The 22,503-nt window shown below is 73.7% G+C and carries 21 protein-coding genes; 12 read left to right on the top strand and 9 right to left on the bottom strand.

What is annotated here, in order from left to right; genetic code table 11:
- Nucleotides 1–231 precede the first annotated feature (231 nt).
- From OG753_RS07810 to OG753_RS07830, 5 genes are all read left to right on the top strand, one after another.
- Entirely contained in the window at nt 232–1,410 is a 1,179-nt protein-coding gene (locus OG753_RS07810; RefSeq protein ID WP_405792569.1) for a glycosyltransferase, read from the top strand.
- Between the two features lie 246 nt (nt 1,411–1,656).
- Nucleotides 1,657–2,163 carry a DUF6643 family protein gene (locus OG753_RS07815; protein WP_327261066.1) on the top strand — a complete coding sequence of 169 codons (507 nt, stop codon included), beginning with the start codon at nt 1,657–1,659 and terminating at the stop codon, nt 2,161–2,163.
- A 47-nt stretch (nt 2,164–2,210) separates the two neighbouring features.
- Nucleotides 2,211–3,035 carry an MOSC domain-containing protein gene (locus tag OG753_RS07820; protein ID WP_405787816.1) on the top strand — a complete coding sequence of 275 codons (825 nt, stop codon included), beginning with the start codon at nt 2,211–2,213 and terminating at the stop codon, nt 3,033–3,035.
- Between the two features lie 202 nt (nt 3,036–3,237).
- Nucleotides 3,238–3,843 carry a hypothetical protein gene (locus tag OG753_RS07825; protein WP_327261068.1) on the top strand — a complete coding sequence of 202 codons (606 nt, stop codon included), beginning with the start codon at nt 3,238–3,240 and terminating at the stop codon, nt 3,841–3,843.
- Between the two features lie 146 nt (nt 3,844–3,989).
- On the top strand, nt 3,990–6,464 hold the full coding sequence (locus OG753_RS07830) for a right-handed parallel beta-helix repeat-containing protein (protein ID WP_405787817.1): 2,475 nt from the start codon (nt 3,990–3,992) through the stop codon (nt 6,462–6,464).
- On the opposite strand, the gene OG753_RS07835 is transcribed toward OG753_RS07830, so the two are convergent.
- Nucleotides 6,406–8,796 (bottom strand): hypothetical protein, encoded by a 2,391-nt coding sequence (locus OG753_RS07835; protein WP_405787818.1) that lies wholly within the window; start codon nt 8,794–8,796, stop codon nt 6,406–6,408. The two genes, OG753_RS07830 and OG753_RS07835, sit on opposite strands and share 59 nt — an antisense overlap.
- Before the next feature lie 212 nt (nt 8,797–9,008).
- On the opposite strand from OG753_RS07835, the gene OG753_RS07840 reads away from it, so the two are divergent.
- Nucleotides 9,009–9,497, top strand: coding sequence for an SRPBCC family protein (locus OG753_RS07840; RefSeq protein ID WP_405787819.1), 489 nt, complete (start codon nt 9,009–9,011; stop codon nt 9,495–9,497).
- On the opposite strand, the gene OG753_RS07845 is transcribed toward OG753_RS07840, so the two are convergent.
- Together OG753_RS07845 and OG753_RS07850 are read right to left on the bottom strand one after the other, a co-directional pair.
- A complete protein-coding gene (locus OG753_RS07845; protein ID WP_327261072.1) occupies nt 9,491–10,066 on the bottom strand; it encodes a hypothetical protein in 576 nt (191 codons plus the stop codon). The two genes, OG753_RS07840 and OG753_RS07845, sit on opposite strands and share 7 nt — an antisense overlap.
- Before the next feature lie 290 nt (nt 10,067–10,356).
- Nucleotides 10,357–11,511 (bottom strand): PLP-dependent cysteine synthase family protein, encoded by a 1,155-nt coding sequence (locus OG753_RS07850; protein ID WP_327261073.1) that lies wholly within the window; start codon nt 11,509–11,511, stop codon nt 10,357–10,359.
- A 198-nt stretch (nt 11,512–11,709) separates the two neighbouring features.
- On the opposite strand from OG753_RS07850, the gene OG753_RS07855 reads away from it, so the two are divergent.
- A complete protein-coding gene (locus OG753_RS07855) occupies nt 11,710–12,258 on the top strand; it encodes an ATP-binding protein (RefSeq protein WP_327261074.1) in 549 nt (182 codons plus the stop codon).
- Nucleotides 12,259–12,418: 160 nt separating this feature from the next.
- Here OG753_RS07855 and OG753_RS07860 read toward each other — a convergent pair whose 3' ends face one another.
- Both OG753_RS07860 and OG753_RS07865 read right to left on the bottom strand, forming a co-directional pair.
- Nucleotides 12,419–13,690, bottom strand: a complete 1,272-nt coding sequence (locus OG753_RS07860; protein ID WP_327261075.1) for an ROK family protein — start codon at nt 13,688–13,690, stop codon at nt 12,419–12,421.
- 43 nt (nt 13,691–13,733) lie between these two features.
- On the bottom strand, nt 13,734–14,393 hold the full coding sequence (locus tag OG753_RS07865; RefSeq protein ID WP_383191746.1) for an alpha-ketoglutarate-dependent dioxygenase AlkB family protein: 660 nt from the start codon (nt 14,391–14,393) through the stop codon (nt 13,734–13,736).
- 39 nt (nt 14,394–14,432) lie between these two features.
- Here OG753_RS07865 and OG753_RS07870 point away from each other — a divergent pair, with 39 nt between their 5' ends.
- The 3 genes from OG753_RS07870 to OG753_RS07880 all read left to right on the top strand — a co-directional run bounded on the left by OG753_RS07870 (nt 14,433) and on the right by OG753_RS07880 (nt 16,131).
- Entirely contained in the window at nt 14,433–15,176 is a 744-nt protein-coding gene (locus tag OG753_RS07870) for a maleylpyruvate isomerase family mycothiol-dependent enzyme (protein WP_327261077.1), read from the top strand.
- 116 nt (nt 15,177–15,292) lie between these two features.
- Nucleotides 15,293–15,544: a DUF6332 family protein gene (locus OG753_RS07875; protein ID WP_327261078.1), complete on the top strand. Its 252-nt coding sequence runs from the start codon at nt 15,293–15,295 to the stop codon at nt 15,542–15,544.
- Nucleotides 15,545–15,609: 65 nt separating this feature from the next.
- Nucleotides 15,610–16,131, top strand: a complete 522-nt coding sequence (locus OG753_RS07880) for a hypothetical protein (RefSeq protein WP_327261079.1) — start codon at nt 15,610–15,612, stop codon at nt 16,129–16,131.
- A 9-nt stretch (nt 16,132–16,140) separates the two neighbouring features.
- Here the strand turns inward: OG753_RS07880 and OG753_RS07885 are convergent, their stop codons facing one another.
- The 3 genes from OG753_RS07885 to OG753_RS07895 all read right to left on the bottom strand — a co-directional run bounded on the left by OG753_RS07885 (nt 16,141) and on the right by OG753_RS07895 (nt 18,684).
- Nucleotides 16,141–16,758, bottom strand: coding sequence for a hypothetical protein (locus tag OG753_RS07885; protein ID WP_327261080.1), 618 nt, complete (start codon nt 16,756–16,758; stop codon nt 16,141–16,143).
- A 113-nt stretch (nt 16,759–16,871) separates the two neighbouring features.
- Nucleotides 16,872–17,816, bottom strand: a complete 945-nt coding sequence (locus tag OG753_RS07890) for a spherulation-specific family 4 protein (RefSeq protein ID WP_327261081.1) — start codon at nt 17,814–17,816, stop codon at nt 16,872–16,874.
- A gap of 169 nt (nt 17,817–17,985) precedes the next feature.
- Nucleotides 17,986–18,684 carry a TetR/AcrR family transcriptional regulator gene (locus OG753_RS07895; RefSeq protein ID WP_405787820.1) on the bottom strand — a complete coding sequence of 233 codons (699 nt, stop codon included), beginning with the start codon at nt 18,682–18,684 and terminating at the stop codon, nt 17,986–17,988.
- Between the two features lie 156 nt (nt 18,685–18,840).
- On the opposite strand from OG753_RS07895, the gene OG753_RS07900 reads away from it, so the two are divergent.
- Nucleotides 18,841–19,299 (top strand): nitroreductase/quinone reductase family protein, encoded by a 459-nt coding sequence (locus OG753_RS07900; RefSeq protein WP_327261083.1) that lies wholly within the window; start codon nt 18,841–18,843, stop codon nt 19,297–19,299.
- A gap of 179 nt (nt 19,300–19,478) precedes the next feature.
- Here the strand turns inward: OG753_RS07900 and OG753_RS07905 are convergent, their stop codons facing one another.
- Nucleotides 19,479–20,681 (bottom strand): geranylgeranyl reductase family protein, encoded by a 1,203-nt coding sequence (locus OG753_RS07905; protein ID WP_327266668.1) that lies wholly within the window; start codon nt 20,679–20,681, stop codon nt 19,479–19,481.
- A 395-nt stretch (nt 20,682–21,076) separates the two neighbouring features.
- Here OG753_RS07905 and OG753_RS07910 point away from each other — a divergent pair, with 395 nt between their 5' ends.
- Nucleotides 21,077–22,441 (top strand): dipeptidase, encoded by a 1,365-nt coding sequence (locus OG753_RS07910; RefSeq protein ID WP_405787821.1) that lies wholly within the window; start codon nt 21,077–21,079, stop codon nt 22,439–22,441.
- Nucleotides 22,442–22,503: the final 62 nt, after the last annotated feature.

Raw genomic sequence — 22,503 nt, forward strand, 5'->3', positions numbered from 1 at the left:
CACCCCGCACCCCGCACCGGACACCCACCACCCCGGCGTCGGAGGACGCGCGGCGCCGGGCCCGCGCGCCCCAGCGGCACCGGGACCCCGGGACCACCGCACCCCGCACCCCGCACCGGACACCCACCGCCCCGGGGCCGGGAACACCCGTCACACCCGGGCCGGGAGGCCCGCCGCACCCGGGGTGCGTGGATGCGCGACACGTCCGCCGGGGCCCGGCACACTGCCGCCATGGGCCTCATCACCGCCGCCTGCGCGGCCTACGCCTCCCTCGCCGCCTGGCTCTGGCTCACCTTCGCCCAGGGCATGTTCTGGCGGACCGACGTCCGCCTTCCGCCGCGCACGGCCCCCGCCCACTGGCCGTCCGTCGCGATCGTCGTCCCGGCCAGGGACGAGGCCGAGGTGCTGCCCCGGAGCCTGCCCTCCCTGATCGCGCAGGACTATCCCGGCGAGGCCGAGGTCATCCTCGTCGACGACGGCAGCACGGACGGCACGGGCGAACTCGCCCGTGCGCTCGCCCGCGAGCACCCGGGGCTCCCGCTCACCGTCGTCTCCCCCGGCGACCCCGCGCCCGGCTGGACCGGCAAGCTCTGGGCGCTCCGGCACGGCATCGGGATCGCCCGCACCGCGCACGCGACGGAGCCCGACTTCCTCCTGCTCACCGATGCCGACATCGCGCACGAACCAGACAGTCTGCGCGAATTGGTCGCCGCCGCGACCTCCGCGGAGCTCGATCTGGTCTCCCTCATGGCCCGCCTGCGGGTGGCCGGCACGTGGGAGCGGCTCGTCGTACCGGCCTTCGTCTACTTCTTCGCCCAGCTCTATCCCTTCCGCCGGATCAACCGGCCCTCCGCCCGGACCGCGGCCGCCGCCGGCGGCTGCGTGCTGCTGCGCACCGGGGCCGCCGTGCGGGCCGGCGTTCCCGACTCCATCCGCCAGGCGGTCATCGACGACGTCTCGCTCGCCCGCGCGGTGCACAACTCCGGCGGCCGGATCTGGCTGGGACTGGCGGACCGGGTGGACAGCGTGCGCCCGTACCCCGCGCTCGCGGACCTGTGGCGGATGGTCTCCCGCAGCGCCTACGCCCAACTGCGCCACCGGCCCCTGCTGCTGGCCGGCACGGTCGCCGGGCTCGTGCTGGTCTACCTCGTCCCCCCGGCGGCCCTGTCGGCGGGTCTCGCGACCGGGCATCCGGCCATCGCGTGGGCGGGCGGTTCGGCGTGGCTGCTGATGGCGGGCACCTACCTGCCGATGCTCCGGTACTACCGCCAGTCCCCCGCGCTCGCTCCGCTGCTTCCGTTCACGGCGCTGCTGTACCTCCTGATGACCGTCGACTCGGCGGTTCAGCACTACCGGGGCCGCGGGGCCGCCTGGAAGGGCCGTACCTACGCCCGTCCCAGTGACGCCTGAAACGACGAACCACTGCCTGAAGCACCGTCATCCGAGGTCACCGCGTTGTGACGCTGCGTCAGTACGAAGTCGGTGCAACAGCCAACCGGAGAGTACGAGTAGGAACAAGGTGGGACGGAAGTGGTGAATCGTGCACGTGAACGCGAAGTGAAAGGTGTGGCTCTGACCTGCGAATATGCAGGTCAGGGCGGTGTTGACGACACCTCGCTATGGACCCGGTGAAGTCGTGGGCTTAACTTAGGTCCCATGACCTCCCCCCGCTCCACTTATGGCGGCGGTTACTACTCCGCGCCCTCCTTCCCGGACACCCCCATCTACGACTCCCTCGTCGCCGAACGCGGCACCCCGCAGATCGCCCCGATCCGCGTCCCGGCCGCCTACGAGTCCCCGAGTGCCGGATACTCGAGCGGCGGATACCTCCCGGCTCTCGCCTCGTCGATGCCCGCGCTGCCCCCGGCCCAGCCGCAGCAGCAGAGCTCGGGGTACGGATACCCGTACCAGCAGCAGTCGGCCCCGCAACCGATGCCGCTGCAGCAGGCGCCGGCGCCGTACATCCCGCAGCAGCAGCCGATGGCCGCCCGCGGCGGGTACGTTCCGCAGCCCCAGCCTCAGCAGCCCCGTCCGGCTGCCATGACCAGCGGCTACGAGGCCATGCGCCCGGCCGCGCCGCGTCCGATGCAGGTGCCCGCACCGGTACCGGCCGCTTCGTACGAGGACCCGTACGGCCGCCCCTACCAGGGACGCGGCTACTGACGGGGCTCTGATACGCGGGGCGGCGGAGGGGCTGGCAGGATGCCCCCATGTCGAACTTGCACGTGCAGGCGCTCCACGTCCATCCCGTCAAATCCGTAGCGGGGACCGCTCCCGACGAGGTGGCCGTGGAGCCCTGGGGTCTGTCCGGGGACCGGCGATGGGCGCTGATCGATGCCGAGGGCACGGTCGTCACCCAACGCCGCCATCCGCGCCTCGCCCTGGCCACGGCCCGTCCGGAGGGCGGCGGCGCGATCGCCGTGACGGCGCCGGGCATGGCGGAGCTGTTCGTGGAGGCACCCGAGCCGGGTCCGCTGGAGCCGGTCGTACTGTTCGGGAAGAAGGTCGAGACCGTGGTCGCGGCGACAGCCGCGGCCGACTGGTTCAGCGCGTACCTCGGGGTGCCGGTACGGCTGGTGCACATGGATGATCCGGCCGTACGCCGTGCCGTGGATCCGGATTACGCCCTGCCGGGCGAGATGGTGAGCCTGGCCGACGGCTATCCGCTGCTGATCGCCACGCTCGCCTCGCTGGACGCGCTCAACTCGCTGATCGCGCAGGGGGACCATCCCGAGGAGGGTCCGCTGCCGATGAACCGTTTCCGCCCCAATGTGGTGGTTTCCGGGGGCGAGGCGTGGGCGGAGGACGGCTGGCTCCGCATCGCGATCGGCGACGCCGTCTTCCGCGGTGTGCGGGAATGCGGCCGGTGCGTCATCACCACCACCGACCAGGGGACGGCGGAGCGCGGCAAGGAACCGCTCAAGACCCTCGCCCGGCACCGGCGGATCGGCCGGTCGCTCGCGTTCGGGCGGCTCCTGGTGCCGGTGCGGCTGGGGACGGTGCGCGTCGGCGACGAAGTGCGCGTCCTCGCATGACGCGCCCGGTGTCGTCCTGCGGCCTGCGGAGCGGGCCGGACGTGCGGGCGGGTGGTCGCGGACCGGCGACCGGCCGACCGGATTGACACCTTCGAGGGGCTCGTAGCCCCGGCTGGAACCAACAGGCACGACCAGGCCGTTGGATCAGTCAGGACAGAGGCGCAGGCATGCGGAGACTGGCACAAGTTGGGGGAGCCGGACCGTGCGGACAGCAATGGGTGTGTGGCGTTGGCGGAGCAATCCGCTGCGCCGGCCGACCGATCTCTTCGAGGCGTGGGTGGCGTTCGCCGCGCTGGTGTGCGTTCTGGTGGTGGCTCCGGCCATCGGCTGGGTCGCGGGCCTGCAGGTGGACGGTACGCTGCAGCAGGCCGCTCACGAGCAGCGGCAGGAGCGTCACCTCGTTCCCGCGGTGGTGGTCCGTCCGGCCCCGGAGCCGGACGCGTCCGCCGACGCTTCGGCGCAGCGGACGGCCCCGCACCGAACGGAGATCGTGGCCGCGTGGACCGCGCCGGACGGCAGCAGCCATCAGGGCACGGTGCCGGCCGCGGAGGAACCGCCGCGCGCCGGCGACCGGTTCCGAGTCTGGACCGATGCGCACGGCCGGCTGGTGGGTCAGCCGCTCGACCCGTCCGCGGCGGTGTTCCACGCCGGGATGGCGGGACTGGCCGCCGCGGTCTGCGTGGCCACGCTGGTGGAGACGGTCCGGCGGCTGGTCGTACGGCGGCTCATGCATCGGCGGTACATACGGCTGGACCGGGCCTGGGCGGCCGCCGGACCGGACTGGGGACGAGCGGGGGCGGGCAGCTGACCTGGCAGCTCATCGGCTCCGCGCGCGCTACGGTGGAGCGGCCGGATCGGTCGCTCCAGTGACTTCGGGGACTACGGTGACTTCAGACTTCAGTGGCTGCGGTCGTATCGGCAGCGCGAGTACGAGGGTGGGGGCACGACAGCACCATGGTTCAGGGCACGGTCCAGGTGACGCACGGCGGATCTTCGCGGTGGCGGCGCCGCTCCGGTGAGTATCCGACGCTGACCGCCGCGCTCGCCGTCGCGGGCGACGGTGACGTGCTGTCCATCGCCCCCGGCACCTACCGCGAGAACCTGGTGCTGCACCATGCCGTCACCCTGCGCGGCCCCGAGGGAGCGGCGGGGTCGGTGCGCATCGCACCGCTCGACGGGGTGGCGCTGACCGTGCGCGCCTCGGCCGTGATCCAGGACCTGTACCTGGAGGGCCAGGACCGGGCGGCGCCCGCGCTGCTGGTGGAGGACGGCTCCCCCGAGCTCACCGACCTTCGGGTCAGTACCCACTCCGCCGCCGGGATCGAGGTGCGCGGCGCCGGGGCCCGTCCCCTGGTGCGGCGGTGCACGGTGGAGAATCCGGCCGGCGTCGGCATCGCCGTACTGGACGGCGGCGGCGGGGTGTTCGAGGAGTGCGAGGTCGTGGCCGCCGGGCAGAACGGCGTCTCGGTGCGCGGCGGTGGCCGGCCCCGGCTGGAGCGCTGCCGGATCCATCACGCAACGGGCGCGGGCATCGGGGTCACCGGGGAGGGTTCCGGGCTGGAGGCGCTGGGCTGCGAGGTGTACGAGGTCAAGGGCGCCGGAGTGCAGATCGCCGCGCGCGCCACGGCCCGGCTCACCGACTGCTCGGTGCACCGCACCTCGGCCGACGGGGTCACGCTCGACACCGACGCGGTCCTCACCCTGGCCGGCTGCGACATCCACGACATCCCGGAGAACGCGGTCGATCTGCGGTCCCGTTCGGTGCTCACCCTCAGCCGCACCACGGTGCGCCGCTTCGGCCGCAACGGGCTGTCGGTGTGGGACCCGGGGACGCGGGTGGACGCCGAGTCCTGCGAGATCCACGACAGTACGGGTGACTATCCGGCGGTGTGGATCAGTGACGGGGCCACCGTCTCCCTCGACTCCTGCCGCGTGCACGACGTACCGGACGCCCTGTTCGTACTGGACCGCGGGTCGCGCGTCGACGTGGTCGACAGCGATCTGTCCCAGGTGCGCAACACCGCCGTCTCGGTGAGCGACGGAGCCACCGCGCAGCTCGACGACTGCCGCATCCGCGAGGCGGCCACCGGGGCCTGGTTCCGCGACCACGGCAGTGGCGGCACGCTCGCCGGCTGCACCATCGATGCCGTGCAGACCGGTGTGATCGTCACCAAGGGCGCCGACCCCACACTGGAGCGGTGCACGGTCACCTCCCCGGCCGAGGCGGGTTTCTACGTGTCGGCGGGCGGCCGCGGCACCTTCACCGCCTGCGGGGTGACGGGCAGTGCCGGCTTCGGCTTCCACGTCATGGACGGCTGCCGCACCACGCTGACGCGTTGCCACACCGAGCGCTGCGCCCGTGGGGGTTACGAGTTCCCGGAGGACGGGCCGACCGCGCAGGAGTGCAGCAGCGACGAGTCCGCCGCACGGCGCCCGGACCGGTCCGCCGCCCCGGGCGGCGCCGCGGCCGTCGGCGCGCAGGCGGGCATCCGTACGGTCACCGGGGCGCAGAGCCCCGCGGTGCGGGCGGCGCAGGCACCCGCACCACCGTCCGTACCGCACCCCGCGGACGAGACGGACACCGACCGGGCCGCCGCCGCGCGGGATTCCGGCGAGATGCTGGGGCAGCTCGACGCACTGGTCGGCCTGGACAGCGTCAAGCGCGAGGTCCGGGCCCTCACCGACATGATCGAGGTGGGCCGGCGGCGGCAGCAGGCGGGTCTCAAGGCGGCCTCGGTACGCCGGCACCTGGTCTTCACCGGCTCCCCCGGCACGGGCAAGACCACCGTGGCCCGGCTGTACGGAGAGATCCTCGCCTCGCTCGGGGTGCTGGAGCGCGGGCACCTGGTGGAGGTGTCACGGGTGGACCTGGTCGGCGAGCACATCGGCTCCACCGCGATCCGCACGCAGGAGGCCTTCGACCGGGCCCGCGGCGGGGTGCTGTTCATCGACGAGGCGTACGCGCTGGCGCCGGAGGACTCGGGCCGGGACTTCGGGCGCGAGGCGATCGACACGCTGGTGAAGCTGATGGAGGACCACCGGGACGCGGTGGTCGTCATCGTCGCCGGGTACACGGCGGAGATGGAGCGCTTCCTGACGGTGAATCCGGGAGTGGCCTCGCGCTTCTCCCGGACCATCACCTTCGGCGACTACGGGCCCGGGGAACTGCTGCGGATCGTGGAGCAGCAGGCGGAGGAGCACGAGTACCGGCTCGGGGAGGGTACGTCGCAGGCGTTGCTGACGTACTTCACGGAGCTGCCCAAGGGCCCTGCCTTCGGCAATGGCCGCACCGCCCGCCAGACCTTCGAGTCGATGGTGGAACGGCACGCGGGGCGGGTGGCCCAGCTCTCGGAGCCCAGCACGGACGAGCTCACCCTGCTGTTCCCGGCGGATCTGCCGGTGCTGCCGGCTCTGCCTGCCCCGTGCTGACGACGGGTCGCTGACCCGGCACTCCCCCGGCCACCGCCGGGCGGGGCCCACGGGGCCGTGCGTCCGCGTCCAGCCGGGCGAGCAGGGCGTCGCGTTCGGCGGCGAAGGCCGGATCGGCCTGGTAGTCGCCGTGCCCCAGGATCGGGGCGGGCAGCGGGTGGCGGGCGCTGCGCCCGTAGGCGATCGGGTCGGCGAGCGGCCCGCGGTCCACGGCCTTCCCGGCGGCGGGCAGGACCGGGCCTCCGATGGGGTCGGTGGCCCGCCAGAGGTTGCGCCAGCAGTCGACCTCCCGGTGCAGGGCGGTCAGCGGCCCGGAGCCGAAGTAGGCGGGGAACCAGCGGCCGTAGAGGCGGCCGAGCGGGGATCCGTAGGTGAGCAGGGCGATCCGGCGGCGGGCGGGCGGCGGCAGTTGCCAGACGGCCGCCGCGGCGAGCACGCTGCCCTGCGAGTGGCCGGAGATGACGAGGCGGCCGCCGGTGCGGGCGGTCCAGCCGGCCATCCGCCAGGTGAGGTCGGGGACGGCCCGCTCGGCGTAGCAGGGCGGCGCGAAGGGGTGGGCGGCGCGTGGCCAGAAGGTGCCGACGTCCCAGAGGATCCCTATGGTCCGGCGGGCGGCGGGGTCCCGGTAGGCCCGGCGGCCCCAGGTGATGAAGGCGGCGATGCCGAGACCGATGAGCCAGGAGCCGGTGTCCTGCGCGGCGCGGGCGGCGGCTTCCAGCGGCGGGGCGGTCCCGCGGGCGGCCTCGCCCGGGACCTTTCCGCTGAGCCAGGCTCCGGCGAGCGCGCCCGCGCCGAGGAGCAGGGTGATCCCGGAGACGGCCGCCACGAACCAGGGCGCGGAGTCGGTGAGCGCGGCCGCGGTCCGCGCCCCGGCGATCCGGCGGCTGCGGGCCCGGTCCGGAGGCTCGCCCGGGTATTCGGCGGCCACGGCGGCGGCGAGCCGGCCCCGCGCCCGGGCTCCGCGCACCGCGAACCAGCCGGCGAGCAGCGCCAGTACGAGGAGCAGCGGGGGCAGCACGGCGGCCTGCCAGGACAGCAGGACGGGCGGCCCGGGCAGCGGGGCACCGGGCATCCCGGGGGTGGCTCCCCCGTCCAGCCAGTCGGCGACGCGCTGGGCGACCCCGCCGGACATCACCCCGCCGAGCGCGCAGCCGAGCATGGCGACGGCGGGCCCGCCGAGGCCGTGCAGGGCGGCCGCCGGGTCGGGGGCCCGGCGGTGCAGGTACCGGGCGACGGCGGCGAGCGCGAGCACGCAGAGCCCCTGGCCCAGCATGAGCACGCCGAAGGCCAGGTCTCCGGGCAGCCGTCCGGTGGAGGTCCAGCCGGGGCGCGACCAGCAGGCGTGCAGCAGAACGGCGGCGAACAGGGCGAGTGCGGAGCCGGGCAGCCAGTTCACCGCGGCCCGGTCGAGCCGGTGGTCGGGGCGGGCCTCGGTGCGGCCGCGCCGGCAGACGACCCAGGCCACGGTGACGGCCCCGGCGGCGAGGAGGACCTGCGTGGCCGTCCCGAGGGCTTCGAGGACGGGCGCGCCGGCCCGGCGGTCGTGGCGGGCCGTCGGTACGGAGACGGCCACCGCCACGGTGAGCAGCCCGGCGGCGGTGTGCGCGGCGCGCAGCCGGGCCACGAGCCGGCGGCCGTACCAGAATCCGGGGCGGCCGAGCGCGGGCGCCGTGTCCGAGGCGGTGTCCGGATCGGCGGCTCCGGTGGGCGGGGGCTGGGACTCGTAGGCGCTCCACGTGCGGTTCGAGAGGTACCAGAGCAGCCCGGTCAACGCGGCCGGGACCAGAGCCCCCAGGGCGAGGCGTCGCCCGGGCTGCGCCCACCAGCCGCCTCCGGGCGCGAGGAACCCGAGCCAGGAGCGGGAGCCGGTGCAGGTGGCGGAGCCCGCGCACTGCCAGGCGAGGAGGTCGAGCGCGACCTCGCAGGCGGCGGCGATCAGCAGCACGGTCAGGCTGAGCGCGAGGACCCGTACGAGGACCCCGTACGCGCGCACGGCGCGCGGCGCGGGGTCGGCGGCGGATGTGGCCGGCCGGGCCCAGTGGGCGAGGTTGGCCACCATGAAGGGCAGGAGCAGCAGCCACAGGGCGCGGGCGCCGTTGCCGGAGGTGAGCCGGGACCAGCAGTAGGCCTCGGGGACGGGCCGCCCTGCATACCGCTCGGGGTGGGCTTCGGCGTCGGCGTCCTCGGTGCGGCGGAACACGGCCGCGGTGGAGTCGCCGGTGACACGGACGGTGCGCGGGTCGCCGAGCAGCTCGCCGGGGGCGGCTCCGGCGACTCCGTGGACCAGGAGTTCGAGGGCGAGGGGGGTGTCGGACGGGGGGCGGTCGGGCACATCGGCCTCCGCTCGCGGGCGCGGGAACGGGTGGTTCCAGCATCCCGCGTGACGGGGCCTCAGCCCAGGCCCCGCGCGGGAATCGACGGAGATCGGGGAGAGATCGAGGGGAGATCGGAGGAGATCGGAGGGAGATCACTACGGACTTCTCGGGGGCGCGGGGCTATGGTGGCGCGCACACTCGATCAGATCCTCACCCAGGGGGTACCGCCATGGCTCGCCGACTCCGCCCGGTGGGGCTGGACTTCATCGACGACGCACCGGTTCGGCTGGTCTTCGCCACCGACACCGCGGCCCCGCCCGAGGACGTGTACCGGGCGCTCGCCGAGGAGGTCGAGGGCTGGCCCGGCTGGTTCAGGGCGGTGGTCCTGGCCCGCCCCACGCACGGGGGCGCGGGCCGCGAGATCAAGCTGATGGGCGGGGTGCGCTTCCAGGAGACCATCATGGCCGCGGATCCCGAGCAGCGTTACGCCTACCGGGTCGACACCACCAACGCCCCCGGTGTGAGCGCCCTGTTGGAGGAGTGGCGCCTGACACCGGCCGGGGCCGGCACGCACGTCCGCTGGACCTTCGCCGCGGACGGCCCGACCCCGTTCCGGCTCGGCCTGGCCGCCGCCCGCCCGGGGCTGGGCCACTCCTTCCGTACGGCCGTCCGCACCCTGGACCGGCGGCTCACCGCCCGGCGTGCGGCGGATCAGTAGCCGGGGGCGGCCGTCGTGCCGTACACGCGGTGCACCTCGGCCAGTTCCCCGTAGCCCCCCGCACCCCAGACGGCCCTGCGGAACTCCTGCAGCGTCAGGGCCGGCCCGGCGCCGAAGTGCACCACCGCGCAGCGGGCGCAGCACCAGCCCCGGGACCAGACGTCCTCGGCGGCGGCCCGGCCGGCCGCGATCCGCGCCCGGAAGGCCCGCTGGGTCCGCGTGGACGTGCCGATCAGCAGGGCCGCCCCCAGCAGCGCGAACGCGGAGATCCAGCCCAGGAACAGGAGCTCGGCACCGGGCGCGTCCGCGAACCACTTCCCGCCCAGCGCACCGCCGATGAACGTGCCGATCGACACCAGGATGAGCGGCACTCCCAGCGCGGTCCGCCCCGCGGTCACGGGCGGCGGCGGGGTCAGGGCCAGTGCGTCGGCCAGTCGCGGGACGACCTCGCGGACGTCGATGCGCCGGTCGCCCTCGCCGGTCTCCTCCTGGAACCGGCGCTGCCCGCCGAGGCAGACGGCGGGGACGGCGCGGACCTCGTCGGAGCGGTGGCAGCTCGGACACTCCAACCGGGATCCCGGGGACTCGGCACGGGACTCGGCCCGAGGCTCCGTCCGGGACTCGGCCCTGGGCCGGTCCCCCTCTCCGGTCCGGGCCCGTGTGCGCGCGTCCCGCTCGGGTCTGTTGTACTCGATGCCCGCCATGGCTTCCCCCCGGCCGCCCGTGATCCGAATCCGAATCCGAATCCGCCGAGCGTAGCCAGCCAACCCCCTTGCCACCAGGGCGCTTTCGTCACGGGCCGGTCACAGCGGCGCCACGCCGACGCCGTCGTGTTCGAGCCCGCCGCACGGCTGCGGCGTCAGGCGGTGGGCTCGCGCCAGACCCCGGTCGTCAGCATGGTGTCGAGGGTCTTCGCGTACGGGGCGATGTCGAGCCGCTGCGCCGCCAGCCACTCGTCCGAGTAGTACTTGTCCAGGTAGCGGTCGCCCGGGTCGCAGAGCAGGGTGACGACACTGCCCGTGCGGCCCTCCGCCACCATCTCCGAGATGATCTTCAGAGCGCTCCACACGCCGGTGCCGGTCGAGCCGCCCGCCTTGCGCCCTATGGCCGTCTCCAGTGCGCGGCAGGCGGCGATGCTCGCCGCGTCCGGGACCTTCATCATCCGGTCGATGGCACCGGGCACGAAGCTCGGCTCCATCCGCGGGCGGCCGATGCCCTCGATGCGCGAGCCGCAGTCGCTGCTCGCGTCCGGGTCGTCGTTGGTCCAGCCGTCGAAGAAACAGGAGTTCTCCGGGTCCGGGACGCAGATGCGGGTGTCGTGCTGCATGTAGTGCACGTAGCGCGCGATGGTCGCCGAGGTGCCGCCGGTGCCGGCGGTCGCCACGATCCAGGCGGGCTCGGGGTAGCGCTCCAGGCGCAGTTGCTGGTACATCGACTCGGCGATGTTGTTGTTGCCGCGCCAGTCGGTGGCGCGCTCCGCGTACGTGAACTGGTCCATGTAGTGCCCGCCCGTCCGGGCGGCGAGCTCGGCGGACTCCTCGTACATCTTCATCGAGTCGTCCACGAAGTGGCATTCGCCGCCGTGGAATTCGATGAGGCGGCACTTCTCCGGGCTGGTCGTGCGCGGCATGACGGCGATGAAGGGGACGCCGATCAGCTTGGCGAAGTACGCCTCGGACACCGCGGTGGAGCCGGACGAGGCCTCGATCACCGGGCGGCCGGGGCGGATCCAGCCGTTGCAGAGCGCGTACAGGAAGAGCGAGCGCGCGAGGCGGTGCTTGAGGGAGCCCGTCGGGTGCGTGGACTCGTCCTTGAGGTAGAGGTCGATGCCCCACGCCTCGGGGAGCGGGAAGCGCAGCAGGTGGGTGTCGGCGGAGCGGTTGGCGTCGGCCTGGACCTTGCGGACGGCCTCCTTCAGCCAGGCCCGGTAGTCCGCGTCGCTGCGATCGACATCGATGGTCGTGGCAGTCGTACCGGTGGTACCGGTGGTTCTGGTGGTGCCGGTCGTGCTCATGTGCCGCGCTCCTTCGTGGGTGAACTTCGCCCCCTTCTTCGCAATGTACCTCTCTCACCTGCACAAACGTTCGCTTTGGGTATCCATGCACATCCCTTTCGATCGCGTTCGGTTGCACTGTGCGGCACCGTGGGTGACCCTGGTGGAGCATTACCGAGGGTGCAGCACCCGTAACACTCATGTCGGGGAGTCGCAGCCGTGATCACTCATTCCCGCAGGCACTGCGTCGTCGAACTGCAGGCCTTGCCGTCGCGGATCGGCCAAATCCGCAGAATCGTTTCTGCACAACTGCGCCACTGGGAGCTCGACCCGCTCATAGACCGGGCTGCGCTCGGCGTGACGGAACTCCTCAGCAACGTCCACCGCCACGCGCAGCCGGACAAGACCTGCATCGTGGAGATCGAACTCCGGCTCGGGCGGCTCACGGTCTCGGTCATCGACAGCGATCCGCGGCTGCCGGTCCTCCGCGAGACGCGGGCGGAGGCGCTGGACACCTGCGGTCGCGGTCTCGCCCTGGTGGCGGCGCTCAGCGAGGCCTGGGGGGCACGGCAGCGGCCGGACGGACCGGGCAAGGCGGTCTGGTTCTCGCTGACGGCGGCCCCGCACCGGGCGGCGCCCGCCCGGCCGGTCCCGATCAGGGCCACGCCCGTACGAGAACCCGCGCGTGCGGTGCTCCTGGCCGTTGATCCGGGGGCCGTCGCGAAAGGCCTGCCGGTGGCATCGCCGGTCGGCGCCCGGCCCGGGTGACCGACCGCCGGCACACGGGGCCCGGGCCGATGCGAGGCCGTCGGCCCGGGCCCCGCGAGCCGGACCGGTGGGCTGGACACGGGGCAGCCCGGAGCCTGGGCCCTGTCGTCGAAGTCCCGCCTGGCCCGCGGCGCAACCGGCGCTCCTTCGACGACAGGACCTAGGCCAGGGCTCCCAGTGGGTCGTCGAGCACCGGCTGCCACGCCAGTTCCGCCGCGCCGACCAGGCTGTTGTGGTCCAGGGTGCACGGCAGGATCGGCACCCCGCCGCTGCGCCCCCACAGGCTGCGGTCCGCGACCACCGCGCGCAGCCGCTCCGGGTCGGCGTACAGCAGCTCCCGGTGCAGCCCGCCCAGGATGATCCGGTCCGGGTTGAGGATGTTCACCAGGCCCGCGAGGCCGAGGCCGAGCCGGTCGATCAGCTCCTCTGTGGCCGCCCGTACCGCCGGTTCCGCGGGCTCGTCGCGCAGCAGGTCGCGGGCCTGCTGGAGGAGTGAGACCTCAGGGCCGGGGCTGCGGCCCGCCGCGGTGAGGAAGGCCAGCGGGTCCGCCTCCACGTCCAGGCAGCCGCGGCTGCCGCAGTGGCAGGCCCGGCCCTCGGGGTTCACGGTGAGGTGGCCGACCTCCAGGGCCAGGCCCGAACTCCCGCTGTGCAGGCGGCCGTCCAGCACCAGCGCACCGCCGACCCCGCGGTGCCCGGTGGCGACGCAGAGCAGGTGCTGCGCGCTGCGACCGGCGCCGTGCCGGTGCTCCGCCAGGGCCGCGAGGTTGACGTCGTTGCCGGTCAGGGCCGGGCCGTCGATCCCGGCCGCCTTCACGCACTCCGCGAAGATGGCCCGTACGGGAGAGCCGGCGGGCCAGGCCAGGTGCAGCGGGTTCAGCGCCGTACCGTCCGGCTCGGCGACCGCCGAGGGCACCGCGAGCCCCGCGCCGACGCAGCGCCGGCCGCTCTCGGCGAGCAGCGCCGCGCCCGCCTCCACGACCGCGCCGAGCACCTGCGCCGGGTCGGCGGACACGGTGACCTTCCCGGGGGCGGTGGCCACGATGCGGCCGCCGAGGCCGACCAGGGCCGCGCGGAAGCCGTCCGAGTGGACCTGGGCGGCCAGTGCCACCGGGCCGTTCTCGGCCACCGAGAGCCGGTGCGAGGGGCGGCCCTGGGCGCCGCCGGTGCCTCCGCCGCCGCCGCCGGATCCTGCGGGGCGGGAGTCGACCCGGATCAGCCCGAGGGCCTCCAGCTCGGCGGCGACCGCTCCGGCGGTGGCGCGGGTGACCCCGAGCTCGGCCGTCAGGACGGCGCGAGTGGGGGCGCGGCCGGTGTGGACGAGCTCCAGCGCCGGCCCGAGCGCCCCGCGGCCCCGTTCCAGTCTGGTCCGCGTGGACGTGGACACCGTGGTCACATCCCCCACCCGCGGCGGGGCCCCGTTGCCGTTCATGGCATCGATCCTCGCATGATCGGAGGGTGCCGGGCGCCGCCGTTCAGCCCAGCCCGCCGACCCGGAGTGTGATGTTCAGCCGTCCGGTGAGCCCGAGCTCCCGCGGGCCCGTGCCCGGCAGGACCTTCGGCACGCCGTGGTAGGCCGACCGGCTCGCCTCCCCGAAGACGAAGAGGTCTCCGCTGCGCAGCTCGACGTCCTGGTACGGGCGCCCGCGCGAGACGGTGTTCCCGAAGCGGAAGACGCAGGTGTCGCCGAGGCTGAGCGAGACCACCGGCGCGGTGGACCGCTCCTCGGCGTCGCGGTGCATGCCCATGCGGGAGTCGCCGTCGTAGAAGTTGATCAGCGCGATGTCGTAGGCCGCCCCGGGTCCGGGCTCCGGCCGGCTGCCGTAGGCGGCGGTCACCGCCTCCCGCCCGAGGCCCGCGAGCCACGGCGGCATGGGCTTGACCGGCGCCCCGTCCCCGTCGACCGCGGTGCGGGCGTATCCGTACGGGTACCAGTGCAGCCCGAGACACACCTGGCGGGCGGTCATCACCCCGCCGCCCGGGGTTCGTACGGTGCGCAGGCCGGCGGGCGGCCGGGCCCACGCACGGCAGGCCGCCAGCAACTCGGCCTGCCGTCCGGCGCCGAGCCAGTCGGGCACGTGCACGGCGCCGGGGGCGATCACGGCCCGCTCACGCGGGAACAGTTCCCCGTCCATGCTCTCCATTGTCGCGGGCGGGCTGATAAGACTCACGGTATGGAGATCACCGAACACCTGAAGGTCCTCGCGCGCGAGGGAGAACTGCTCGCCGACGTGGCCGGACGCGCCGGTACGGACGCCGCGGTCCCCACGTGTCCGGGCTGGCGCGTCACGGACCTGCTGCGGCACACCGGCGCGGTGCACCGCTGGGCCACCGCGTACGTCGCGGAGCGGCGGCTGGAGCCGGTGGGCTTCCCGGACGCACCGGAGCTGGCCGACGGCGAGCTGCTGGCGTGGTTCCGGGAGGGCCACGCGGATCTGGTGCGCACGCTGACCGAGGCCCCGGCCGATGTGCAGTGCTGGACCTTCCTCCCGACGGCCCCGCCCTCGCCGGTGGCGTTCTGGGCCCGGCGGCAGGCCCATGAGACGACCGTGCACCGGATGGACGCGGAGGCCGCTCTCGGCGTGGTGTTCTCGGCGGTGGAGCCGGAGTTCGCGGAGGACGGCGTGGACGAGCTGCTGACCGGCTTCCACGCCCGGCCGCGCAGCCGGGTGCGGACCCCCGAGCCGAAGACGGTGCGGGTGCGGGCCGCCGACACGGGCGCGGTGTGGACCGTGCACCTGTCGGCGGCGCCGGCCCGTACTGTGCTGGGCGACACCGGCGAGGCGGCCGACTGCGAACTGACCGGCGAGGCGGCCTGGCTGTACGGGGCCCTGTGGAACCGGCTTCCGCTGGCGGGCCCGGGGGTGGCGGGCGACCTGACGCTGGCCCGGCTGTGGACGGACACGGCCGGAATCTGAACGCAGGGGTGGGCACAGAGCTGGATGCGAAGGGCCGGATGCAGAGGGCCGGTGCCGTTCGGCGCGGCGCGGGAGGGGGTCTTGTGACGGGCAGTACTCGCTGTGACACTGCACGTATGGAGCGACGTACGCAGGCGGACCGGGACGCGATCACCATCGAGATCGGCTACGCCTTGGTCAGCGCCTGCTTCGCGGCCGCCCTCGCCTTCGGCGCTGTGTACGGGCCCGCGTTCGCCTTCTCGCTCTCCCCCTCGACGCGCCGGATCCTGGCCGTGGCGGGCGGGCTCCTGGCGTTGGTGGTGTTCCTGCTCCGGGTCACCCACGTACTGCTCGGCTTCGCCCGCCGCCCGGAGAACGACGGGGGCTGACCTGGTCGTTGGCACGCCGGAGTCGACCGGTAGGGTCGGACCCACAACGGCCACGGGGGTAGTTCATGCTGTTCGGTTCCACAGTGCGCGGCGCCGCGGTTCTCGCGGTGGCGCTGGCGGGGTTCGCGGTTTCCTGCGACGCGGAGCCGGCCGCGCCACGCACGTCGTCCGCGTCCACGGCATCGCCGGACGGGGGCGCGGACGCGGGCGCTCCGGGCGCGTCTGACGCGGCCCCGTCGGCGTCCTCGCCGACCTCTGCGCAGACGGCTCTCCCCACCCGGCCCGAACTCGTCCGGGACGCCTTCGCCGGCCTCCAGGCGACGCTCGACGACTCCTGCACGCCGGGCAACTGCGCGTACTTCCTGGGCCGGCTCGTCGACGAACTCCACAGGCTGGACCGGGCGATGAAGGCCGACCCCAAGGGCCCCGGCCACTTCCCCGAGCCGATCGCCCGGATCGCGAAGCTCGACGCGGAACTCGGCGGCGACCGGAGCACACCGAACCTGGAGAAGCACAAGGCGCTGCTGATCAGCACGCGCGACACGATCAACACCTGGATGCAGGGCCACCCCGACGACTACCGCTGACCCGCGAGGTCAGTCGTCGAACCAGACGACGAGCCTGACGCCGTCGTCCCCGTGGAGGCCGGCGAGGGTGCGCATGACGCTCCAGATGGGGCCCCACTGGTCGTCGGTCACGGCATCGCGGCGCCTGAGCCGTTCGACACGGAACATCCGGTCCTCGTCGACCCACTGGGAACCTTCGGGGAAGTGCTCGGCGGGCCGTCCCGCGATGCGGAGAGGCTGCCCGCAGAGCTCGACGAACCGGGGAGGGGGCGAGTAGTGCCGCTCGAGGAACTGCCAGCCGTGGTCCGCATCGAGGCGGTACTCCCGGATGCGACAGTCCGTGCGGGCGGACTCCTCGTCCCAGTCGACCCGCTTGAGTTCGGCCCAGGTGACCCAGCTCGCGCTTCGTCCACCGATCGTCTCGCGTCCCTCGCGGGCCCGGTTCGACGCGTCGACGGGCAGTCCGCGGACAGGAGCCACCGGGACGAACTGCTCGTCGTCGCACACGCCGAACAGGCAGCCGAAGGCGTCGTAGTTCCGCTGCACGTTCAGGTGGTCCAGATCGATGACGGCGTGCCAGAACGAGTCCGCTTCGCTGTCCCGGAAGTCACGGTGACACTCGATGAAACCCCAGATGTCCTTGCTCATGACCGTGATGATGCCGGTCCTGAAGCCGCCGGACCAGGCATTTCCTCCCCGGCTTCCCCGGCTCAGCCTGCCCGGCCCGGTGGGCGGCAGAAGCGGCACGGGCGGACGGGGCCTCAGCCGAGGGTGGCCGCGTAGGTGGTCTGTGTGCGGTACTTCCATGTCGGGCCCGCGTTCCAGGGGTTGGGCATGACCGTGTCGGTCGCGTACGCGTAGCCCGCGCCGCGGTCGAACGCCGTACGGAGGGTGGCGCGCATCGCCTCCGCGTCGGGGACGTCGTGGACCAGGTGCCAGAAGGCCGTACCGCTCGGGTCGAGTTCGGTGCCGGCGCGGTAGCCGGAGTCGTGGTCGAAGACGTTGCCGCCGAGCCAGCCGCTGCCGGTGTACGCGGCGTAGGTGTCCTCGAAGGTGACGAAGACGTCCGCGGTACGACGCTCCGGCTCCAGGTAGCAGTCGGCAATGGCGGTGCCGGGGTTGTTGACGACGAGGTCGGGGGCGGCCGGGTCGACGGCGCCCATGACCTCCTGGACGTAGCGGCGCAGCTCCGCGTAATAGTCGCGGGTGGCGTTGGCGGGGCCGCAGTCGCGGCTGACGACGTCGAAGAAGATGCCGTCGACGTGGAGGCGGCGGTCGGGGGTCTTGAGGTAGTTGTCGACGGAGGCCTTGGCGGCAGCGATGTCGCGGTTCCCGTGGTCGGTGTGGACGTAGCCGAGCACCCGGGTCTTCTCGCCGGTGGAGGTGGTGCGGTCGCGCAACGCGTCGGCGCGGGCCCGCCAGCGGCCGTCGAACGGGGAATCGCCGTTGCCCGGGTTCAGTACGACCACCGAGGCGGCCGGAGCGGTGGCGGTGAGGTCGGTCAGCATGGAGTCGTTCGCCCAGACGTACGCGGGGACGCCGATCTCCAGGCCCCGCACGCCCGGCGGCCGGGGGCTCGACGGCGGGGTGGGCGCCGGGGCGGCCGCCGGGGGCGCGTCGCGTGCCGCGGCGATGATCGCCGGCGCCGACGCGGCCAATAAGGCGGTGACCAGGGCGGCGTACAAGGCCTTCACGGCGCGAGGCATGAACGTTTCCTCCGGCGGCGGCTGGGGGGCGACCTCAGGAACACTAGACGGGCGGCCACTCGTTCAAGGCTGAACCGCCCGCATTCGTATGAGGAACAGAAGAGCGAGCCATCGCCTCATCATGTGAATCTTCCTGATCTCCGCGAGGATTCGCGCCCGCACCTGCGCGTCATACGGCGGGCAGTCCGACCCCGTGCGCCAGCTGGTCGGCGGCGTGCGCGAAGAAGGCGGCGCGGTCCTCGACGACCCGATTGAACTGGCCGAACAGCTCGAAGGAGACCAGCCCGACCAACTGCGCCCAGGCGGCGACCAGGGCGGTGGTGACCGCCGGGGGCAGGCCCTCGGCGAAGTCGGCGGTCATCCGGTCGGCCTCGGGGCGCAGGGCGGGCGGCAGCGGCGGGAGGGCGAGGCCGCGACCTGCGTGGGCGGCGCGGAGGATGCCGATGAAGGCGTTCCCGACACGGGAGGCCGGGCCCACGGTGTCGACGGGGGCGACGTAGCCGGGAACCGGAGAACCGTAGATGAGGGCGTACTCGTGCGGGTGCTCCAGCGCCCAGGAGCGCACGGCCTCGCAGACCGCGATCCAGCGGGCGCGCGGCGGGGCCCCGGCGGCGCGGGCGCGGGCGTCGGCCTCCTCGGCGGCCGCGCCGACGCTGTCGTACGCGTCGATGATGAGAGCGGTGAGCAGTTCGTCCCGACTGGGGAAGTATCGGTAGAGGGCGGAGGAGACCATGCCCAGCTCGCGGGCGACGGCGCGCAGGGAGAGCTTGGACGCACCCTCGGCGGCGAGCATGCGGCGCGCCTCGTCCTTGATGGCGGCGGTGACCTCGATGCGGGCCCGCTCCCTGGCCCCTCGCACGGTGTTCATGCGGATCAGTCTGCCACGCGAACGGAGCACTGCCCAAAAAACGGATCGCCGATCCATTTAGAGAGCACTGCTCTTGCTTTGGTGCACCGATCCGTGCACACTCACTTCTAACGAGAGCACTGCTCTCTCAATGAAGAACGCGGACCGGAGGTCACCATGAACGCGCCCACCCCGTACTACGTCCAGGCCAGTCCGCTCGCGGTCCGCTTCAACGCGCTCTTCGGCAGGCTGGCGCGTCTCGGAGTCAGCCTGGCGGGCACCGCCGAGCTGTCGGTCCGCGGCCGCAAGTCCGGCGAGATGCAGCGGATCCCGGTCAACCCGCACACCTACGAGGGCTCCCAGTACCTGGTCTCGGTCCGCGGCCACTCCCAGTGGGTGCGGAACATGCGCGTGGCGGGCGGCGGCGAGCTGCGCGTGGGGCGCAAGATGCGTACGTTCACGGTCACCGAGGTCACCGACCCGGTGCAGAAGGCCCGGATCCTGCGCGCCTACCTGGAGAAGTGGGGCTGGGAGGTCGAGCGGTACTTCCAGGGCGTCACCGCCACGTCCTCCGACGCCGAGCTGGAGGCGGCGGCCGGTGACCACCCGGTCTTCCGGATCGCCGTGTCCGGATGACCCCGCGCCGGGCCGGCGGGGCGGTCGGGCGGTCACCGGGCGGTGGATCCGCGCGAGGCGCGCAAGGACGGTGCCGTCTGTCGACGGACCTCCCGGTCCGCCGACTCCGTACCGCCGGCGCGGACGGCCCGCACCGCTGGGCCGCCCTGGGCCGCCCGCGCCTCCGTACACGGCAGTGGCTAGCCCTGGGCGCCGCCGTCGCGGTTCGCCGCCTGCCTGGCGTCCATCATGTGCAGTGCCCTGCGGGCCAGCGGGTACGTCCGTACCAGGTCGGCCAGCGTCGTCGAGCCCCGCGTGATCCGGGCGAAGGCCCGCCACGCCGGGCCGAAGCCGGTGATCGCCGCGTGCAGCAGCCGCGGCTTGGCCTCGAAGAGGTTCAGCATCCGCGTGCCGACCCCCATCTCCACGCCCAGCCCGGCCTTGACCGCGAAGGCGTAGTTGAGGGCCTGGCGGCGCGCGTCCACGGCGTCCTGAGCCTCGGAGATCTTCACCGCCCACTCCCCCGCCAGCCGCCCGGAGCGCAGCGCGAAGGAGATGCCCTCCCGGGTCCACGGCTCCAGCAGCCCGGCCGCGTCGCCCGCGACCAGCACGCGGCCGCGCGAGAGCGGCGAGTCGGGCTTGCGGCACCGGGTGAGGTGCCCGGAGGAGACGGCCGGTTCGAAGCCGGCGAGCCCGAGCCGGGCGATGAAGTCGTCCAGGTAGCGCTTGGTCGCGGCGCCCTCGCCCTTGGCCGAGATGACCCCGACGGTGAGGGTGTCGCCCTTGGGGAAGACCCAGCCGTAACTGCCGGGCAGCGGGCCCCAGTCGATCAGCACCCGCCCCTTCCAGTCCTCCGCGACCGTCTCCGGTACGGGGATCTCCGCCTCCAGGCCGAGGTCCACCTGGTCCATCTCCACGCCGACGTGCGCGCCGATCCGGCTCGCGCTGCCGTCCGCGCCGACCACCGCGCGGGCCAGGACGGTCTCCCCGTCGGAGAGCACCACGGCCACGGTGCGCCGGTCGGGGACGGCTGCCCCGTGCTGTTCGACGCGGGCCACGGCCGTACCCGTACGGACGGTGGCGCCGGCCTTCTCCGCCGCGGCGACCAGGCCTGCGTCGAACTCCGGGCGGTTGATGAGCCCGAAGAGCATGTGCTTCGAGCGCCGGGTGCGGGTCAGCTTCCCGTTCATCGAGAAGGTGACCGCGTGGATGCGGTCCTTGAAGGGCAGTACGAAGCCCGGGGGCAGGGCGTCGCGCGAGGGGCCGATGATGCCGCCGCCGCAGGTCTTGTAGCGGGGCAGTTCGGCCTTCTCCAGCAGCAGGACGCGCCGCCCCGCGGTCGCCGCCGCGTACGCGGCCGAGGACCCGGCGGGTCCGGCCCCGACCACCACCACGTCCCACACTTCGCCGGTCTCGCCGGCTTCCCCGGTCTCCGCGGCCGCCCCGGTCTCCGCGGCTTCCCCGGTCTCCGCGGCCGCCCCGCCGTCCGCCCCCTTCGCGTCCTGCCCCGTGCCCGTGCCCGTTCCGGTGCCGGTACCCACGCCTGCGTCTGCGTCCACGCCTGCGTCCGCACCCGCGTCCGTACCTGCGTCGCGTACGTCGTCGTCGCTGCTCACGATGTGTTGCTGCTCCTGATCACCCGGGTTGCTCCGATGCCGGGGAAATCCTACGGCGAGACACCGCCCCGCTCCGCTGTGCGAGGATCAAGACTGTCTTTCGCCCTGCCCGGCATACGCACACCCCGCGGATGCGGGCGGCGTACACGGAGAACAACGTCGCACCCAAAAGGAGCGTGCCCATGTCCCAGAATCCGATCGCCGAGACCGTCGCCTCGCTGATGCCCCGCGCCAAGCAGGAGCTGACCGAGCTGGTGGCCTTCCAGTCGGTGGCGGACTGGGCACAGTTCCCGAAGAGCGAGAGCGAGGCCGCCGCGAACTGGGTGGCCGACGCCCTGCGCGTCGAGGGGTTCCAGGACGTGGCACTGCTCGACACCCCCGACGGCACGCAGTCGGTGTACGGCTTCCTGCCCGGCCCCGAGGGCGCGCCGACCGTGCTCCTCTACGCGCACTACGACGTCCAGCCGCCGCTCGACGACGCCGCCTGGGTCTCCCCCGCCTTCGAGCTGACCGAGCGCGACGGCCGCTGGTACGGGCGCGGCGCGGCCGACTGCAAGGGCGGGTTCATCATGCACCTGCTGGCGCTGCGCGCGCTGAAGGCCAACGGTGGTGTGCCCGTGAGCGTGAAGGTGATCGTCGAGGGCTCGGAGGAGCAGGGCACCGGCGGCCTGCAGCAGTACGCCGAGGCCCACCCGGAGCTGCTGACCGCGGACACCATCGTCATCGGCGACGCGGGCAACTTCCGCCTCGGCCTGCCGACCGTGACCGCCACCCTGCGCGGTATGTGCCTGATCAAGGTGAAGATCGACACCCTGGGCGGCAACCTGCACTCGGGCATGTTCGGCGGCGCAGCCCCCGACGCGCTGGCCGCGCTGATCCGCGTGCTCGACTCGCTGCGCGCGGCGGACGGTTCGACGACCGTGGACGGGCTCGCCTCGGACGCGGTGTGGGAGGGCCTCCAGTACCCGGATGCGGACTTCCGCGCCGATGCGAAGGTGCTGGACGGCGTCGAGCTCATCGGTGAGGGCACGATCGCGGACCGGCTGTGGGCCCGCCCGGCCGTCACGGTGCTCGGCATCGACTGCCCGCCGGTGGTGGGCGCGACCCCGTCGGTGCACGCGAGCGCCGGCGCGCTGATCAGCCTGCGGGTGCCGCCGGGCGTTGACACCGCCGCGGCCGTCAAGCTGCTGGAGGCCCACCTCGTGGCGCACACCCCGTGGAAGGCGCGGCTGGAGCTGCAGGTCGTGGGCCAGGGGCAGCCGTTCCAGGCGGACACCAGCAGCCCGGCGTACGCCTCGATGGCGGCGGCCCTGCAAGAGGCCTACCCCGGCGAGGAGATGCAGGTCGCGGGCATGGGCGGCTCGATCCCGCTGTGCAACACGCTGACGGAGCTGTACCCGGACGCGGAGATGCTGCTGATCGGGCTGAGCGAGCCGGAGGCGCAGATCCACGCGGTGAACGAGAGCGTGTCCCCGCAGGAGCTGGAGCGCCTGTCGGTGGCGGAGGCCCTCTTCCTCGTCAACTACGCGGAGTCCAAGCAGGGCTGACCCGCCTGCCGCCGAACTCCCCGGAGGGTCGGCCGTGTACGCCCAGGGCGCGCTGCGCTCTG

The organism is Streptomyces sp. NBC_00029, from assembly GCF_045160505.1.
GTDB lineage: Bacteria > Actinomycetota > Actinomycetes > Streptomycetales > Streptomycetaceae > Streptomyces.

Excerpts from the sequence above, each read along its gene's own strand:
- OG753_RS07860 (WP_327261075.1), bottom strand. The coding sequence starts at position 13,690 with ATGAACGGCAACGGGGCCCCGCCGCGGGTGGGGGATGTGACCACGGTG.
- OG753_RS07830 (WP_405787817.1), top strand. The coding sequence starts at position 3,990 with ATGGTTCAGGGCACGGTCCAGGTGACGCACGGCGGATCTTCGCGGTGG.
- OG753_RS07840 (WP_405787819.1), top strand. The coding sequence starts at position 9,009 with ATGGCTCGCCGACTCCGCCCGGTGGGGCTGGACTTCATCGACGACGCA.
- OG753_RS07865 (WP_383191746.1), bottom strand. The coding sequence starts at position 14,393 with ATGGACGGGGAACTGTTCCCGCGTGAGCGGGCCGTGATCGCCCCCGGC.
- OG753_RS07880 (WP_327261079.1), top strand. The coding sequence starts at position 15,610 with ATGCTGTTCGGTTCCACAGTGCGCGGCGCCGCGGTTCTCGCGGTGGCG.
- OG753_RS07895 (WP_405787820.1), bottom strand. The coding sequence starts at position 18,684 with ATGAACACCGTGCGAGGGGCCAGGGAGCGGGCCCGCATCGAGGTCACC.
- OG753_RS07900 (WP_327261083.1), top strand. The coding sequence starts at position 18,841 with ATGAACGCGCCCACCCCGTACTACGTCCAGGCCAGTCCGCTCGCGGTC.
- OG753_RS07885 (WP_327261080.1), bottom strand. The coding sequence starts at position 16,758 with ATGAGCAAGGACATCTGGGGTTTCATCGAGTGTCACCGTGACTTCCGG.
- OG753_RS07890 (WP_327261081.1), bottom strand. The coding sequence starts at position 17,816 with ATGCCTCGCGCCGTGAAGGCCTTGTACGCCGCCCTGGTCACCGCCTTA.
- OG753_RS07815 (WP_327261066.1), top strand. The coding sequence starts at position 1,657 with ATGACCTCCCCCCGCTCCACTTATGGCGGCGGTTACTACTCCGCGCCC.
- OG753_RS07870 (WP_327261077.1), top strand. The coding sequence starts at position 14,433 with ATGGAGATCACCGAACACCTGAAGGTCCTCGCGCGCGAGGGAGAACTG.
- OG753_RS07810 (WP_405792569.1), top strand. The coding sequence starts at position 232 with ATGGGCCTCATCACCGCCGCCTGCGCGGCCTACGCCTCCCTCGCCGCC.
- OG753_RS07820 (WP_405787816.1), top strand. The coding sequence starts at position 2,211 with ATGTCGAACTTGCACGTGCAGGCGCTCCACGTCCATCCCGTCAAATCC.
- OG753_RS07875 (WP_327261078.1), top strand. The coding sequence starts at position 15,293 with ATGGAGCGACGTACGCAGGCGGACCGGGACGCGATCACCATCGAGATC.
- OG753_RS07850 (WP_327261073.1), bottom strand. The coding sequence starts at position 11,511 with ATGAGCACGACCGGCACCACCAGAACCACCGGTACCACCGGTACGACT.
- OG753_RS07910 (WP_405787821.1), top strand. The coding sequence starts at position 21,077 with ATGTCCCAGAATCCGATCGCCGAGACCGTCGCCTCGCTGATGCCCCGC.